Source organism: Vibrio sp. 10N.286.48.C11, from assembly GCF_041469805.1.
GTDB classification, from domain to species: domain Bacteria; phylum Pseudomonadota; class Gammaproteobacteria; order Enterobacterales; family Vibrionaceae; genus Vibrio; species Vibrio crassostreae_C.
In genome coordinates, this window is sequence record NZ_JBFRLK010000015.1 from 1 (window position 1) to 16,110 (window position 16,110).

Consider the following 16,110-nt stretch of genomic DNA (forward strand, 5'->3'; position numbering starts at 1 on the left):
GCCTCCTCCTACTCGATTGCCGTCTGAAAGTAATCAATAGAGAAAACAGACAACAAAAAAGGCGAGTGACTTAATCGTCATTCGCCTTTTTAACAATCTGCTTAAGAGCATTGAGCTCTCATGAGCTTATTGGTTTTTAGTACTCTAGATCTTCACTGCCACCCGCAGCTGTAAACCATGCCGTTAGGTGTGTTTTAAGATCTTTCAATTCGTCAGGGCCAATCAATGCAAGGCCAAGATCTTCAGCTCGTGTGATGTCGTTATGGCGAAGAGGGCGGAAGCTCACTAACATTGCACGTGCTTGTAGGCCACCTAGCAGGTCTCTAAGCGATTCCAGTTTGTACAAGGTGTCATCACCATCATCACGCATGCCTTTGGTCTTACATTCGATGATGTGCAGCTTATTGTTCACCACAGAGGCAACATCAAGCTCGTTACGAACCTCACGTTCACCCAGTTGACGGTATACCTGAACATTCAAAGAACGGTCTTGAATGGTCGGCATGTCATCTTGGATCTGCTTAACTGTGCTGTGAACCAATGTTTCAAGCCATTCACCGTTTGAGAAGCGGCGCGCGTCTTCGTTGGCAAAGGTCAAAATACCATTGTCGTAAGTCGCAATTTTAGCTTCAACCAAATCGCTCAACAGCATGTTGAGCTCGCGATAGCCTTGTTGCTTCTCAGATAGACCTACATCAAGTTTTTGTTCTTTACGGCAGGTCGTTGCTAGGTAGTTCAATGTCGCAAGGCCAGGGCCTAGTTCGAGTGCGTTACTTGCCCAACGTTCACCCAGTTCATAAAGTTTCTGATCCAGTTGCGGAGACAGCTGAACATCGCTGAATTCACCGCGAGCACCGAACACAGTCAGGTAGTCGTCGATGGTGATGCGGTCTTGAACTTGTGCATCTTCTTTACCATTTGGGTACAACCAACACAGCTTGTCACTGTTTGGTTCAACCACGAAGATTGGCCAGTGGTAAGTACGGAATACTTCGTACACAGAAAGTAGGCGGTGACGAAGGCCACAACTTGCGTTGAGCTTCACTTCTTGACCGCGTGCTTTGAGGTCTTCGGCAAGGGTTTGGATAGATTCTTTAATGACGGACGTATTTACGATGGTCGGAATTTCGAAAAACTCACTCGTAATGTCGCGCTTATGCAAAACGCTGTCTAAACGTTTGTACATACTGACTTGATTCTTGTCGCCGATAAACACGATGTGGGTGCTGACCGTTCGGTTATCAAGTAATGGGGTGAGCAAGCGAATGGGGTCTTGATCGATAATGCCAACATGAACAGCCATATAAATTCCTTAATAGCGGCTCGCTCATAAAGGTGAAAGAAAAAACGGGAAGCAGCAAGCCTTAATAATCATATAATGACAAAGCTCATAAAAAACAAGGGCAACCCTTGATAAAAGTTGCCCTAGCTCAATTAGTCACCACTATTGGGTAAAAAGTCTCAACAATCTCACTAAATATCTATCGATTCTTCATTTATCTATAGTTTGAATTGATGTACTAAATCACCTTGCTGATTCGCCAAAATTGTTAGGTTTTGGCTTGCCTCCGCAATTGAAGACATCGCTTGGTAACTCTTATCTGCGATGTGGTTGATGTCTTCGATGTTGCGTGCAATATCACCAGACGTTTCACTCTGCTCAGCGGCTGCTTGAGAGATGTGTGTACTCATGTGGCTGATCTCTAGAATCAAGGCTTGGATCTCTTCCATCGCACTGTTTGCACTTGAAGCTTGTTGAACCGACATGTCCATATCGCTCATACAGCTTTCAATTACGTTACTTGCAGTTTTCGAGCTTGATTGCAGATTGCTGATCATAGTCTCGATTTCAGAGGTTGATTGAGTGGTCTTCTGTGCTAGCACTCGTACTTCATCGGCAACGACTGCAAAACCACGACCTTGTTCACCTGCACGCGCTGCTTCGATTGCCGCATTAAGTGCAAGTAGGTTGGTCTGTTCAGCAATACCACGAATAACGTCAAGGATTGAACCAATCTGGCTACTCATCTGTTGTAGCTCGCCTACAGCGCCCACTGATTCAGTAAGGCGAACTTCAAGCTGATTAATGGTGCTGATGTTGGTGTTCATGATCTGACGACCAGACTCAGAAGCCGATTCTACTTGTTGAACCATGGTGAGTGAGCTTTGCGCGCTGTTCGCCACTTCTTGTACAGAATGAGACATCTCTGTCATTGCGGTCGCAACAGTCGCGGTTTGCTCACGTTGGCTGTTCAATTGAGCCTGCGTTTCAGATGACGTCTTCTGGTTGACGCTTGCAGTCTTAGTTAAGTCATCTGAAGCATCATTCAACTTCACAAGGATATTGTGCAGGTTGTCAGCCAAGGTGTTGATGTGACGGCTCACGCGGCTGAATTCGTTGTCGTAGCGAATATCGATACGCTGAGTCATATCACCTTCAGTTAGACCTTCTAATGTACCGAGGATGCGAGTTAATGGCTCTCGTACGCTGTGTGCAATGTGGTAACCAATCGCAGCAGCGAACACAGTCACAACAATGCCAATGGCAATCGCGTTGAATAGGCCTTTGTCGTAGATGCTGCTTGCGTCAGCGAGTGATGAGTTAAGTTGCTCTTCAGCGGTCACGTTGAATGAGTCCAAAACAGCCATCGCTTGGTCAACTTCTAGAGCTAGGTTAGCGATGTTCACGTACAACGCTTGTTTGGCTTGTAGGTAGTTGTTGTGTTTGTCTAGTACGCCACCTGTCTGACCAACGTCTTTGGTGAACTTCTGAACCGACTCATCGAAGACATTTTTAAGTGCTGGTAGTTGTGTTGATAGACCTCGATAAGCGTAGTTAAGATGAGTAACGGCCTTTTTGTTTTGGTTAAGGGCTTTTTGAACGAAGGCAACATCAGAGCTAGCAAGTGCATCAGAGGTAATAACTTCTGCGTCTTGCAGTTTGATGAAGTAGCTCTTTGCCATCACTTTTACAGAGATGCTTTTTTGGTCGGCAACGTACTCTTTCATACCAACGGTTAATTCTGAATGTAAGCGTTGGAAGTCACGAGACGCTTTTTGTACTTGTTCTTGTGCTTCGAACATCGCGACGTAGTTGTTCATCGCTTCGTCAGCTTCGGCGAAGTAGCGTTCTTCCATTGCTCTTAATTGCGCGATACGTTCAACAAGTGAAGCATTGTTTTGGCTTGCCGCTTCTAAACTACCGAGAACTTCTGCAAACGAGTTTTGTGATGCAGCAAATTCTGTACGCATTGCAGACATGCGTTCAGCGTTTTGTGTGGTTAAGAAATCTTTGAATGACTTATCAGCAGAAAGCAATTGAACACTCGTTTGATTTGAAAGCGCGACAAGTGGTAATGAGGTTTCTGAGACACTCTCAAAATTGCTGTGTATCTGATTCATGCTGTTCATCATGATGGTTATCGTGACTGCGAACATGATGATGATCAGTGCGAAACCAGCGTACATACGCTTGATCACAGATCCCTTCATGGCTTTCTCCCTAAATAAAAATGCAGACCTAATGTCAGGTCAAAGTAAAACTAACAAAATTATCAGCATTCTATTGAGCTCGGCTTACGCATTTTATGACGCACACGTCAAAAATAGCGCTCAGTTATAACCAACATGCCATTCTTGAGAGCTAGGGCTCGTTTTCTTTGATTTGAACGGTGTTTTTTATTATGCTTTAAAGCAGATTTATTGTGGTTTGATGCGGCATAGCGCATACTCAAAGCATTAAAAAATAAATGTTTTATCGGAGAGAAACATGGCTGAAGAAACCATTTTTACTAAGATCATCAACAAAGAAATCCCAGCAGATCTACTATACCAAGACGATTTAGTAACCGCATTTCGCGATATTAACCCTCGCGCGCCAAGCCATATCCTAATCATCCCAAACAAGCTGATTCCGACAACTAACGATGTTGAAGTCCAAGATGAAGCGATGATGGGGCGCATGTTTACTGTTGCTCGAAAGTTAGCAAAAGAAGAGGGCATTGCAGAAGATGGCTATCGTCTTATCGTGAACTGTAACTCTCACGGTGGCCAAGAGGTTTATCATATTCACATGCACTTGGTTGGCGGCCGTCCACTTGGCCCCCTATTAATGAGCTAATAAAAAGTTAATGAGCTAATGAAAAGCTAACGAGTTAATGAAAGCTAATGAGCTAGTTTAAACGCGCTCATTAGTGGGTTAACACAAGTAGTTAGTTGGAAAATTTGTAGTTTGTATGCCAACTTTAAGTTCTATCTGTTGTCTGAACATCGGCATCGCCTAGGCAGAGGCTAAATCAGTAGGGTTTCAACTGGCTTGAGATCCTTTTTACAACGCGTTTCGTTTTGATAATGAGACCATTAAAGGTCATCAGACCCTAATAAAGTAGGCATTTTAAACATGCACGGAGACGATAAGTGAAGCAACAGTTTAGATTCGCTTCCATTGCCCTGTTATCGGCGTTGACCGTAGGTTGTGCGAGTATGTCTGCAGGAAGCCTGTTCAGTCATTACAGCGCACAAAACAAAGCGATCTACCAAGCCGTTAAATCTGGAGATTATTCAGAGGCTCAGCAAGAGCTACCAGATTACGCGGCAGGCGACATCCTTGATAACTTTGAAAGAGGCAGAATTAATCTGCTGGATCAAAAATACCCTGAGAGTAAGGCTTCGTTTGAAGTGGCTGATCAGGCGGTTACTGAGCAGCAACGCAAAGCCGTGATCTCAATCTCAGACAGTGCAACCAGTGTGGGTGCGTTGGCTGTGAATGACAATATTACCGAGTATGTGCCAGCCGATTACGAGTTGGGCTTTCTTCATCTGTATCTCGGTTTAAATTACCTCAAGAAAAACGATTTAGAAGGTGCGGTGATCGAAATGCGTCGCGCCAACCAAGTTCAAGAACAAGCGAAGAAGCAACGCGAGGCTGAGTTAGACAAAGCAGCCAGCGATGCGAAGAAGCAAGGCTTGTCTGCCAATGTGGGTAGCATCCTTGCCAATTACCCTGATGCGGGTAAGAAACTGCAGTCAGTACAGAATGCGTATCTGATGTTCTTGTCTGGTCTGCTTTATGAAGCGTCAAATGATTTAAACAGCGCCTACGTTGACTATCGTCGTGCTTTGGCTGTGATGCCAGATAACCAAGAAATCATCGATAGAACCATGGCAACAGCCGCTCGTTTAGGGATGCGACAAGATTTAGCAACATTAGAAAAACGCTATAAGCAATCTTCTAAACTTAGTGCAGGTGAAGGGCGAGTGATTGTTCTTCAAGAGCAGAGCGCTGTGCAAGCTATGGACAGTTGGCGACTGGATTTGCCTGTTTATGACAGTCGCGATCAGGGGGCAATATACTCTCTTGCGCTTCCATATTACCCAAGTCAAAACGTAGAGCGTTTTTCTGCCTTGCGAATCAGCGGACAGCCGCTACAAGAACATTTGATCACTGATGTAAACGCGATGGCGCAGAACGATCTATCGGAACGTATGACAAGCATTGTTATTCGCCAAGCGCTACGTGTAGTCGCGAAAGATCGCATTCGAAAAGAAGCAACCAAAGGCGATGATGTCGGTAATATTCTGTTCAACGTGTGGAACACACTGACAGAGCAACCAGACACTCGCAGTTGGCAATCATTACCTGCAGAGATTAAGAGCAGTACGTTTGTAGCAAATAGCGGTCAATATACGTTGGAAGCGGGCGCTAAAACGTACGACTTTGATATTCGAGAAGGGCAGACCACCTTGGTGTGGATTTCTCGACAAGGAAACAATGCAACAATGTGGCATAAACAGCTAGGGAGGCTGTAATGAAAAAGTGGTTAGTGAGCTTAGCAGCGGTTATGGCTCTGGCTGGTTGTGCTGATAATACAGCTGGCGTAAGGGTCGATAGTCTGACTCAGAACGTTTTCTTTGGTGACAAGGTATTGGGCAGCCGTTTACAGGTTGAAGATATTCGCACCGATCTGGTCGACGGTCATACGCGAGGAATCGTTCGTTTAAACAGTAACTATAAAGGCGATCAACATATTCTTTATCGTTTTTACTGGTACGACGATGCCGGGCTTGAGGTCAACCTTAAACAAGGTCCTTGGAAGCAAGCGATTGTTCGTGGTTTTGAAAGTATTTCGTTGTCGGAAGTGTCGGTAAACCCGAAAGCGACTCAGTTCAGAGTCCAGTTCCGAGAGCAGTAAGTTAGATTAAACGGGTCTCATGATTCGTAAATACAAGAATTTAGGAGTGTGGGTAACCCCGCTCAGTGATAAGTTGAGGAAACAAAATGAAAAAGAGTGTCATTGCGCTACTAGGTTTAGCGGTTATTTTAGGCGGTTGTTCAAACAAGGTAAGCTACGGTGATGCACAAGCAGTAGAAACCACGACAATCGATTTCGGTTCAACTGACCTTCAAACGATTGCGGGTGAAATGGTCGATAGCATGATGGCGTCTGGTTCTGTGTCTTACATTACTCGTGAACAGCGTCCAATCGTGTTTGTAGAGCGAATCAAGAACAAAACAAGTGAGCACATCGATACTGAGTCAATCACTGACACTATCAGTACTAAGATGCTGAACTCTGGTAAGTTCCGTTTCGTTGATATGGACCGTGTAGAGTCTGTTCGTGACCAATTGAACTTCCAAAACAACGATGAGCTTGTAAACCAAAGTTCAGCGATTCAATTCGGTAAAATGGTTGGTGCTCAGTACATGCTGTACGGCAACCTATCAAGCATCGTTAAGAAAGCGGGTAGCGATGAAGACGTATACTACAAAATGACGATGCGTCTAATGGATCTTGAGTCTGGCTTGATTGAATGGGCTGACGAGACTGAAATCCGTAAGCAACAATCTAAGAGCCTACTAGGCCTTTAATTTCGCTTACTTGCCAACTATGCGCAGCCGGATTTGACAATGTCTAGTATTGGCGGCGCTTAATCTTGACAGCGTATAGCTTGGTCACACGCCAATGCAGTGCATGATGTGCTGTTTATGAAGAGACACTGGCTTTTGGTCAGTGTCTTTTTTGTAGGGAATGAAGACGTTTATAGGGCAGTTAAGACGTTTATAGGGAGTAAATATGGCAATTTTTTCTTGGTCTGAGGCTAAGCTTCTTGATACCAGTTTGAGTTCGCTTGACGGTTACTTTTCTGAGCCTCCAGTTAGAGCACAGACATTAACAGGCGGTTTGACCAATCGATGTTGGAAGTTGGTCGATGCCGATGGTACTGCGTATGTTTGGCGGCCAACCACACCTATCACCAAAGCGTTCTTCATTTCTCGCCATGAAGAGTACCAAGTGCTGTCTGCCATTGAGCGACTCGGTATCGGGCCAAGCCCAATGGTAGTGAATGAGCAGGGGTTACTGGTTGAGTGGATTGCGGGTGAGACACTTTACGAAGATCTAGAACTCGATGACCTGTTGAAAACGCTGATCTCTGTTCATCTGGTTAATACTGCGCGATTACCACTGCAACCATTCAGTTTCACGGCGCGAGTCGACCATTACTGGCTGCAGCTTGATGCGATTCATAAGACTGAAGCCTGCACTAAGATTTATCAAGAGTGGCGCGTGGCTCCGAGTATTACCAATGTTGACCTGTCTTTGTGCCATTTTGACTTAGGTGGTTATAACCTAGTGAGAAACAGTGTCTGCATTAAGATTATTGATTGGGAATACGCTGCGCTCGCAGACCCTAGGCTCGATTTAACATTAACCATTGCGGTTGCTGGCGCGCCAGTCACAGAAGCGGTTGAGAAGTACTGTCAGCTGCGAGGAATCCATGATGTTCAGCCTTGGCTTGATGGTGTAGAAGCATGGTTACCAAGAAGCCAGATGATGGCGATGCTATGGTATTTACTTGCTCATCAGCTTTGGGGCGATGAAAGTTATCTGCGTGAAGCGGAGGCTCTGAGTCACACTTTATGTAGCTAGGATCACGTTTAGGAAGTGAAAAATATAATTTCTCAGCTGTTACCTTTAAAACCTTGTTTTTCGTGTTAGATTGATCAAAACGTACCAATATTCAACGGGGGAGGTACAATGATTATCTATCTACATGGCTTCGACTCAACAAGCCCGGGCAATCACGAAAAAATACTGCAGTTGCAATTCATTGATGATGACGTTCGTTTCATCAACTACAGTACTTTGCATCCAAAACACGATATGCAGCATCTGCTAAAAGAAGTGCATAAGGTGATAGAGCAATCCGATGATCCGCATCCCATTATTTGTGGTGTAGGTTTAGGTGGTTTTTGGTCTGAGCGTATTGGTTTCTTATGTGGGATTAAGCAGGTGGTGTTCAACCCTAATCTGCACCCTGAGAACAACATGGTAGGTCGAATTGACCGTCCAGAAGAGTACGAAGACATCGCAACTAAATGTGTTGCTCAGTACCGTATGAAAAACAAAGGACGCTGTTTAGTGGTGCTTTCTCGTGAAGATGAAATTCACGACAATACCAAAACAGCTGCCGCGCTAGAAGATTACTATGATGTAATCTGGGATGAGAAAGAGAGTCATAAATTCAAAAAGATCTCTCAACATCTTCAAGCAATGAAAGCGTTCAAAAACGCTTAATCAATCCAGATGTTTTATAAAAGCAGTACTCATTTGGGTGCTGCTTTTTCACATCTGAATCTTAGAGATTGGTATTGATAAAGTAGTTGTATATGTTTTATCGGTCGGTTTGCGCATTTATAGATCAGTTTGCTCAAACGTTAACTAATTAGTCGCGAATCCTCATTGAGGGTAAGGATTTTTTTGTTGCGGTCATCTTTTTGCTATATATAATGTTCCCAAGCAAAATATTTTGACAAATATCAAAAAAAATTGAGAGCGAGTGAAAAAACTTGCCCATAATTTGTGTTCTGCCTCTCAGGTAGTCACCTTTTATATCCACGTGAGCAAAGCAACAAACCATTATTTGTTGTTTGTAACCCCTCTAACTACTCGGTGAGCTGTCGTTATTCTTTTTCGCGGTAACCCAATTTGTAACAGCCTTCGCATTCAAGGCCGAGTAGATACATAGAATTTATCGGTTGGAGTAATCGAGCCGAACCCCATTTATTCATTTTGTAGAGGATTGTCATTGTGACAAAAATTATCGTAGTAGGCGGCGGTGCTGGTGGTTTAGAACTAGCAACTAAGCTAGGCCGCACTTTAGGTCGTAAGAAACGTGCCCAGATTACTCTGGTAGACCGTAAAGCAAGCCACCTATGGAAACCATTACTTCATGAAGTAGCAACGGGCTCACTGGATGAAGGTGTTGATGCATTAAGCTACCGTGCGCACGCAAAAAACCATTACTTCGATTTCCAAATGGGCAGCCTGAACGACATCGATCGTGAGCGTAAAGTGATTGCACTAAGCGAGCTTACAGACGAGCACGGTGAACTGCTGATGCCAAGCCGTGAACTTGAATACGATATTCTAGTGATGGCGCTAGGCTCAACGTCAAACGACTTCAACACTCCAGGCGTTCGTGACAACTGTATTTTCCTTGATAGCCCAGAGCAAGCACACCGTTTCCGTACAGAAATGAACAATCAGTTCTTAAAGCTTCACGCTAAGAACGGTCAAGGCACGGTAGACATCGCGATTGTTGGTGCTGGTGCAACTGGTGTAGAGCTTTCTGCAGAGCTACACAACGCCGTTAAAGAACTTCGTACTTACGGCTTCGGCGACCTAGATTCAAGCAAGCTGAACGTAAACCTAGTTGAAGCGGGTGAGCGTATTCTTCCAGCTCTACCTCCTCGTATTTCAAGTGCAGCACACTCTGAGCTAACCAAGCTTGGTGTGAACGTTCGTACGAATACGATGGTGACTCAGGCGGATTCTGACGGCCTAACAACCAAAGATGGTGACAAGATCCCAGCTCAAATCATGGTATGGGCAGCAGGTATCAAAGCACCAGATTTCATGAAAGATATCGGTGGTCTTGAAACCAACCGTATCAACCAGTTGGTTGTGAAGAACACGCTGCAAACAACACTGGATGACAACATCTTTGCAATCGGTGACTTGGCGCAATGTACACAAGCAGACGGTTCATTCGTTCCGCCACGTGCACAAGCGGCTCACCAAATGGCAAGCTGTGCATTCAGCAACATCATTGCTAAGTTGAACGGTCGTGACCTGAAAGACTACATCTACAAAGACAAAGGCTCGCTAGTTTCACTTAGCCGTTTCTCTACGGTAGGTAGTTTGATGGGTAACCTGACGAAAGGCTCGATGATGGTCGAAGGTCGTATTGCTCGTGTGGTTTACATCTCTTTGTACCGCATGCACCAGATGGCGCTTCACGGCTTAATCAAAACATCACTGATGATGCTGGTTGGTCGTATTAACCGTGTACTTCGTCCAAACCTAAAGCTTCACTAATCAGGTAAGCCTTCTCAGAGCATTACGCTGATAATAAAAAAGAGCTCTTCGGAGCTCTTTTTTGATCGTGTCGATTATGGATTATCGCAGGTGTTGAACTCATTTCTGCTGTTAAGACGTTGGAGGTAGCACAGAATAAACCACGCCATCTTTCGGCTTACCGTTAAACAGAAATCGATTCTGGGCAATGGTTTCTCGCTCAGCGCCACACTTCTCGATCAACTTTTGGCTGGGTAGGTTCTCGGTATCGCAGACAATCTCCAAACGCGTTAACTTGAGTTGCGCGAAACAAAATTCAAATAGGGCGAACATCGCTTCTTTGGCGATCCCTCTCCTTTGAAAGTCATCACCGACCCAATAACCTAAACTCGCCATATTAAAGGTGTGGTAAAGCTCATTAATGGCAACCATACCGACTAACTTATCGCTTTTTCGTTCAAAGATGCCAAAGCCAAACGCATCGGCTTTCACCCAGTTCAGGCGAGTTGCCAGAATAAATTTCTCGGCCTCGACGATAGAAAACTCTTTATGACACCAGTCGACCCATGGCAGCAAGCTAGGGGAGGACTTAACCAGCTGAGAAAATTCTTGAGCATCTGAGGCCTCAATGATTTTAAGGCTAAGATTTTGTGTATTGATCTGAAAGTCAGGGCTCATAGGACGTACCAAGTAATGTGTAGATAAGGATAGTAAGTACCGCGTAATAAAACGCCCTCACAATGGAGGGCGTATTGAATGCATCAAGTTCGGTTCTATATAAGAATAGCTGAGTTACTGATCTACTGTTATTAGGCTAATTATTGCGCTACACGTCTAACTTGAATCACCATTCCAAGAAGTGGGTGGTCAAGGTAATGAGTTTCTGTACTGCGCATACGACGTTTTTGGTCCATGCGGTAGCTCTTAAGGAACTCTTGGACTTCAACCGTCGGAGAAATTTCAGTTAGATTGCCCACCTGGACGTTGCTTTCTGCGCCACTTACTGGTGAATCTAGCTCAATTTGTTGCTCTTGTAGAGTCACTTCACGAACGCTTGGCGCTTTTAAATCTAATGTCGTTTCAGCGTATAGGTAGTGCTGAACGTAGATTTGCAGCTTGCCGTCTAATTCGTAGAGTGGCTTATCAATGGTCTCTTCTTGGAACCCATCAGCGCTGCCTGCAGTGATTGCTCCTTTTTCAGAGCCATCAGCATTAAACTGTTTAGAGAAATCTTTACCTGCTTGAATATGGAAAACAGGTGCCGAGCTCTTACCTTGGTCGCCTTGACGCCAAGCGGTATGCATCAGAACTTCAAAGCCAGCGTGTTTACGTAGCTTGTCTTTCTGAGGCGTTAACTTGTATTCCGAGTAAGGTAGCATTTGAACGCCTTTCTTTGCTCGGTATTGGGTATCTTGAAATGAACCAACGCGTTCAAGTGAAATCTTAGGCTGTGTATTTGGCCAAGATTCGTTCACCTTCTCTGCATCAACAGCGCGCTTAAAAATGATCACTTCTATATCAAATTGTCTCTGCGCCAAACTTGGCAGTGAGACGAACAATAGTAGCAGTGGGATCAGTCTTTTCATTTTTACTCCGTCTTCCAGCCGAACTACCGGCTGGATAATTTATATGTGCAAGTGGATTGGGTCTTATGCTGAAGGCAGCAAGTTTTGTCTGAATTCGCCCAATAAATCACTAACAAATTGAATTCGCTTCCGTCTGTCGACCAATGGTATCGTAAACTTGAACTTTGTTGGTCCTTCCATTGAAAACTTTTGCGGTTGAGATTGCAACAGTTTAACAAGGTAGGTCGGGTTTATGTCAGCATCCGGGTAGAATTCTAAGAATCCACCCTTATCGTGGGCTTCAATTTTCTTCGCTTTGATAGACGCTGCGGCTAATTTTAGCTCAGAAACTGATAACAAGTTCTTGGTTGCATCAGGCAGAAGGCCGAAGCGATCAATCAGCTCGACTTTCAACTCTGCCAATTCGTCGGTGTCACTCACACTCGCAATACGTTTGTATGTTGATAAACGCGTGTTGATGTCTGGAATATAGTCGTCTGGCAATAGTGCAGGCAGACGCATCTCAATTTCAGTTTGTTCACGCAATAGATCATCAAGCGAAGGCTCTCGACCTTCTTTCAACGCTTCAACCGCTTGTTCAAGCATCTCCATGTACAAGGTGAAACCAACCGACTGGATTTGACCACTCTGTTCATCACCCAACAGCTCACCCGCACCACGAATCTCTAAATCGTGAGTTGCTAGGGTAAAGCCTGCGCCCAAGTCTTCGAGCGAAGCTATCGCATCCAATCGCTTGATCGCATCTTTGGTCATTGCTTTAGGGTGTGGCGTTAACAAGTAAGCATAAGCTTGGTGGTGCGAACGACCTACACGACCACGTAATTGGTGCAGCTGTGCTAAACCAAGGTTATCGGCTCTGTCCATCAAGATGGTATTTGCCGTTGGTACGTCGATACCGGTTTCAATGATGGTTGTACACACCAGTAAGTTGAAGCGCTGGTGGTAGAAGTCATTCATGATGCGTTCCAGTTCGCGCTCTCGCATCTGGCCATGAGCTACAGTCACGCGCGCCTCTGGAATCAGCTTTTGCAATGACTCTGCTGTTTTCTCAATCGTGTCGACTTGGTTGTGTAGGAAGTAAACCTGGCCACCACGCATGATTTCACGCAGCACCGCTTCTCTGACGATGGCATCATCACTCTCGCGAACGAAGGTTTTAATTGCCAAGCGTCGTGCGGGTGGTGTAGCGATGATCGAAAGGTCACGCATGCCACTCATTGCCATGTTCAGCGTTCGCGGGATCGGTGTCGCAGTAAGCGTTAGAATATCGACATCCGCACGCATCGCTTTCACTTTCTCTTTCTGACGTACACCAAATCTGTGTTCTTCATCGACAACCAGCAGGCCTAGGTCTTTAAACTTAATATCGCTCGAAAGCAGCTTGTGAGTCCCGACTAGGATATCCACTTTACCGTCGGCGACATCTTGCATGATTAGTTTTTGCTCTTTAGCTGATTTGAATCGGGATAGAACCTCAACACGAATCGGCAAGTTGGCGAAACGGTCACGGAAGTTCTCGAAGTGTTGCTGAGCAAGTAGGGTAGTAGGAACTAACACCGCCACTTGTTTACTGTTATCCGTACAAACGAATGCTGCGCGCATTGCGACTTCTGTTTTACCAAAACCAACATCACCACACACCAAACGGTCCATGGCTTTGGCTTGGCACATATCAGACATAACAGCATTGATGGCCATCGCTTGGTCATCGGTTTCTTCAAACGGGAAGCCAGATTTGAAAGTCGCGTATTGGCCGCGGTCGAGTACAAACTTGTAGCCAGGTTTTAGCTCACGCTTAGCGTAAACATCAAGTAGCTCTGCTGCAACATCACGGACTTTCTCCGCGGCGCGTTTACGCGCTTTTTGCCACGCTTCGCCACCGAGTTTATGTAGCGGTGCAGAATCTTCAGCGCCACCCGAGTAACGCCCGATTAAGTTCAAAGAAGCAACTGGCACGTAGAGCTTGGCATCGTTTTGATACTCCAGCGTTACGTATTCTGTTTTCATGCCACCGGCTTCGAGTGTTTGCAAGCCGATGTAGCGACCAATACCGTGGTCAATGTGCACAACAGGTTGACCCGGTTTAAGTTCGGCTAAGTGACGAATGACAGTATCGCTGTTAACGCTTTTCTTGTCTTTCTTACGGCGCTGAACAACGCGATCACCCAACAGGTCGCTTTCACAGATAAGGGAGATGTTTTGCTCTTCATGGATAAAGCCATGTTCCGCTGACCCTAGGATCAGGCTGAACTTATGTTTACCTTTAATCGCCGCATCGAGGTTTTCAACTTCGCTTGGTCGTACTTTAATACCACGAAGCAGTTCACTCAGCGCTTCACGACGACCTTCTGATTCAACCGAAAATACTACTTTGCCGTCGAAGGCTTCTGTGAACTTTCTTAGGTTAGCTAAAGGTTCTTTATTTTGATGCTGAACGCTGAGGTCAGGTAATGACACGACAGGCAAGTTGGTGCGGCCTGCTTTCTCTTCAATCGAATCTAGACTCAGGTTAACTTGTGGCTTCTGTTTGAAGTGAGCGAACAGCTCGTCTTTCTTCAACCACAGTTGTTCAGGCGTGAGAAGTGGCCGTAATGGGTCAACACCGCGCTGTTCGTATCGATGAGCAACGTCCGTTAGGAATGAGTCTACTGCAGTCTCGACATCACCTAGAATCAGCAGTTGCGCTTCATCGGCAACGTAATCAAACAAGGTTTCTGTGTGATCGAAGAACAGCGGTTGCCAGTACTCGATACCAGCAGGCCAAGTACCCTTAGAAACCTGCATATAAACCGATTCTGGTTCGCGGCGCGCATCAAACTGTTGGCGCCAACGAATACGGAAATCTTCAATCGCTGTTTCCGAGGTTGGGAATTCGTGAGCAGGCAGCAGGCGGATCTCAGAGATGTCTTCGATAGAACGCTGGTTTTCAGGATCGAAAGTACGAATAGTGTCGATTTCGTCATCGAAAAAATCGATTCGATACGGGTCTTTACTGCCCATTGGGAACAGATCGAGAATAGAACCACGACTTGCGTATTCACCGGGGCCAAACACTTGATCAACGTAACGATAGCCTGACTTTTCAAGCTGTAGGCGCAGTTTCTCAAGCGAGTAGAGATCGCCCGTTTTCACCATTAACGTGTGTTGTAGCAAAAAGTCTCGCGGTGACTGGCGTTGCAATAACGTGCTGATCGGAACGATCGTGATGCCATCTTTTAGTGTTGGCAGTGCGTAAAGGCGTGCGATACGATCTGAGATGATCTCTTGGTGCGGCGAGAAGCTATCGTATGGCAGCGTTTCCCAGTCAGGGAATAATGCGACTTCATGTGCCGTAAACTGTTCAATTTCAGATTGAAGCTTAAGCGCCACTTGTGGGTCGGGTACAGCCAAGACGGTATGGCTGTTGTGTTGCTCTGCGAGTTTGGCAATGGCAAGAGCGAGAGACGAACCGACTAGGTTACCGATGTGCTTTTTGTCACCGGCACCTTTAAGTTTAGGTAGTGTAAATATGGATTTTTTGGTCATGTTAATTTACTTGTTATCTCGGTCTAGAGAGCGTTGACGCAAGAGTTTCTGTTGTTGATAAAGTGCCGCTTTAATTAGCAGGTCTTGGTCGGTATCGCGAAGATGAGCGTATTTAAATTTGATTTCGAAACCTGAGTCTTTCGGCTCGCTAGCAAATACTTCTGCGTAGCAATAAATGGCTGCAGCTGGGTGCTCTAGAAAAAGTTTGGCTTTTACTAAGCGACCCGGTTCGATGTCTGCTTTTGAAAAGCAGGAAAACTGACTCGCACCAAATGAATAGGTGTGAGTGCGAAATTTCTCATCATCTTGCTGCGATAACATAAAGCTCAACAAGAGGTTTAATTTTGAGTTTTGTGCATCCAATAAACTGGTGACATTCTTCAAGTCGCTGTTTTTCAGTTCCGCTCGAGCGCTGTCAGCTAACAGATCCAATTGGCTAAATTCACTTGCCACCACAAATGGTGCTGGGATCTCAGATTCGAATTGAATTTGAGAAGGTAAAGTGAAGCCGCTGTCCATTGGTTCAATATTAGCGGTAAGGCTATGGTGAACGGTGAAAAACTCTTGTTCTGTCATGCGTTAGTTCCTTGAAGTGATCTATTGATTATCGCTATGTGGCCGCAGTAATCAAGGTCAGTTAA

General features: G+C 45.3%; 13 protein-coding genes. 7 read left to right on the forward strand and 6 right to left on the reverse strand.

Features of this window, described 5'->3' with window-relative positions; all coding sequences use genetic code 11:
- Positions 1-136 precede the first annotated feature (136 nt).
- Together AB4209_RS05205 and AB4209_RS05210 are read right to left on the reverse strand one after the other, a co-directional pair.
- A complete protein-coding gene (locus tag AB4209_RS05205; protein ID WP_017065293.1) occupies positions 137-1,303 on the reverse strand; it encodes a DUF1887 family protein in 1,167 nt (388 codons plus the stop codon).
- A 197-nt stretch (positions 1,304-1,500) separates the two neighbouring features.
- Positions 1,501-3,492: a methyl-accepting chemotaxis protein gene (locus AB4209_RS05210; protein ID WP_372055065.1), complete on the reverse strand. Its 1,992-nt coding sequence runs from the start codon at positions 3,490-3,492 to the stop codon at positions 1,501-1,503.
- Between the two features lie 277 nt (positions 3,493-3,769).
- On the opposite strand from AB4209_RS05210, the gene hinT reads away from it, so the two are divergent.
- The 7 genes from hinT (at position 3,770) to AB4209_RS05245 (ending at position 10,379) form a co-directional block, all read left to right on the forward strand.
- Positions 3,770-4,120 (forward strand): purine nucleoside phosphoramidase, encoded by a 351-nt coding sequence (gene hinT, locus AB4209_RS05215; protein ID WP_017060220.1) that lies wholly within the window; start codon positions 3,770-3,772, stop codon positions 4,118-4,120.
- A 296-nt stretch (positions 4,121-4,416) separates the two neighbouring features.
- Entirely contained in the window at positions 4,417-5,808 is a 1,392-nt protein-coding gene (locus AB4209_RS05220; protein ID WP_017065296.1) for a COG3014 family protein, read from the forward strand.
- Positions 5,808-6,191: a YcfL family protein gene (locus AB4209_RS05225; RefSeq protein WP_017060222.1), complete on the forward strand. Its 384-nt coding sequence runs from the start codon at positions 5,808-5,810 to the stop codon at positions 6,189-6,191. Before AB4209_RS05220 ends, AB4209_RS05225 begins: the two co-directional genes overlap by 1 nt.
- A gap of 86 nt (positions 6,192-6,277) precedes the next feature.
- Positions 6,278-6,868 (forward strand): penicillin-binding protein activator LpoB, encoded by a 591-nt coding sequence (lpoB, locus tag AB4209_RS05230; protein WP_017060223.1) that lies wholly within the window; start codon positions 6,278-6,280, stop codon positions 6,866-6,868.
- A gap of 205 nt (positions 6,869-7,073) precedes the next feature.
- On the forward strand, positions 7,074-7,928 hold the full coding sequence (locus tag AB4209_RS05235) for a phosphotransferase (RefSeq protein WP_372055067.1): 855 nt from the start codon (positions 7,074-7,076) through the stop codon (positions 7,926-7,928).
- Between the two features lie 108 nt (positions 7,929-8,036).
- Positions 8,037-8,576: an alpha/beta hydrolase YcfP gene (gene ycfP, locus AB4209_RS05240; RefSeq protein ID WP_009847155.1), complete on the forward strand. Its 540-nt coding sequence runs from the start codon at positions 8,037-8,039 to the stop codon at positions 8,574-8,576.
- Positions 8,577-9,089: 513 nt separating this feature from the next.
- Positions 9,090-10,379 (forward strand): NAD(P)/FAD-dependent oxidoreductase, encoded by a 1,290-nt coding sequence (locus AB4209_RS05245; protein WP_009847154.1) that lies wholly within the window; start codon positions 9,090-9,092, stop codon positions 10,377-10,379.
- Positions 10,380-10,490: 111 nt separating this feature from the next.
- Here the strand turns inward: AB4209_RS05245 and AB4209_RS05250 are convergent, their stop codons facing one another.
- From AB4209_RS05250 to AB4209_RS05265, 4 genes are all read right to left on the reverse strand, one after another.
- The gene (locus AB4209_RS05250; protein WP_372055069.1) at positions 10,491-11,036 is read right to left on the reverse strand and encodes a GNAT family N-acetyltransferase; all 546 of its coding nucleotides are present in this window, start codon (positions 11,034-11,036) and stop codon (positions 10,491-10,493) included.
- Positions 11,037-11,176: 140 nt separating this feature from the next.
- Positions 11,177-11,944: a peptidoglycan binding protein CsiV gene (locus tag AB4209_RS05255; protein WP_017065298.1), complete on the reverse strand. Its 768-nt coding sequence runs from the start codon at positions 11,942-11,944 to the stop codon at positions 11,177-11,179.
- 63 nt (positions 11,945-12,007) lie between these two features.
- Positions 12,008-15,469, reverse strand: coding sequence for a transcription-repair coupling factor (gene mfd, locus AB4209_RS05260; protein ID WP_372055071.1), 3,462 nt, complete (start codon positions 15,467-15,469; stop codon positions 12,008-12,010).
- A gap of 6 nt (positions 15,470-15,475) precedes the next feature.
- On the reverse strand, positions 15,476-16,045 hold the full coding sequence (locus AB4209_RS05265) for a PilZ domain-containing protein (protein WP_372055073.1): 570 nt from the start codon (positions 16,043-16,045) through the stop codon (positions 15,476-15,478).
- Positions 16,046-16,110: the final 65 nt, after the last annotated feature.

Excerpts from the sequence above, each read along its gene's own strand:
- AB4209_RS05205 (WP_017065293.1), bottom strand. The coding sequence starts at position 1,303 with ATGGCTGTTCATGTTGGCATTATCGATCAAGACCCCATTCGCTTGCTC.
- AB4209_RS05210 (WP_372055065.1), bottom strand. The coding sequence starts at position 3,492 with ATGAAGGGATCTGTGATCAAGCGTATGTACGCTGGTTTCGCACTGATC.
- hinT (WP_017060220.1), top strand. The coding sequence starts at position 3,770 with ATGGCTGAAGAAACCATTTTTACTAAGATCATCAACAAAGAAATCCCA.
- AB4209_RS05225 (WP_017060222.1), top strand. The coding sequence starts at position 5,808 with ATGAAAAAGTGGTTAGTGAGCTTAGCAGCGGTTATGGCTCTGGCTGGT.
- lpoB (WP_017060223.1), top strand. The coding sequence starts at position 6,278 with ATGAAAAAGAGTGTCATTGCGCTACTAGGTTTAGCGGTTATTTTAGGC.
- AB4209_RS05235 (WP_372055067.1), top strand. The coding sequence starts at position 7,074 with ATGGCAATTTTTTCTTGGTCTGAGGCTAAGCTTCTTGATACCAGTTTG.
- ycfP (WP_009847155.1), top strand. The coding sequence starts at position 8,037 with ATGATTATCTATCTACATGGCTTCGACTCAACAAGCCCGGGCAATCAC.
- AB4209_RS05250 (WP_372055069.1), bottom strand. The coding sequence starts at position 11,036 with ATGAGCCCTGACTTTCAGATCAATACACAAAATCTTAGCCTTAAAATC.
- AB4209_RS05255 (WP_017065298.1), bottom strand. The coding sequence starts at position 11,944 with ATGAAAAGACTGATCCCACTGCTACTATTGTTCGTCTCACTGCCAAGT.
- mfd (WP_372055071.1), bottom strand. The coding sequence starts at position 15,469 with ATGACCAAAAAATCCATATTTACACTACCTAAACTTAAAGGTGCCGGT.
- AB4209_RS05265 (WP_372055073.1), bottom strand. The coding sequence starts at position 16,045 with ATGACAGAACAAGAGTTTTTCACCGTTCACCATAGCCTTACCGCTAAT.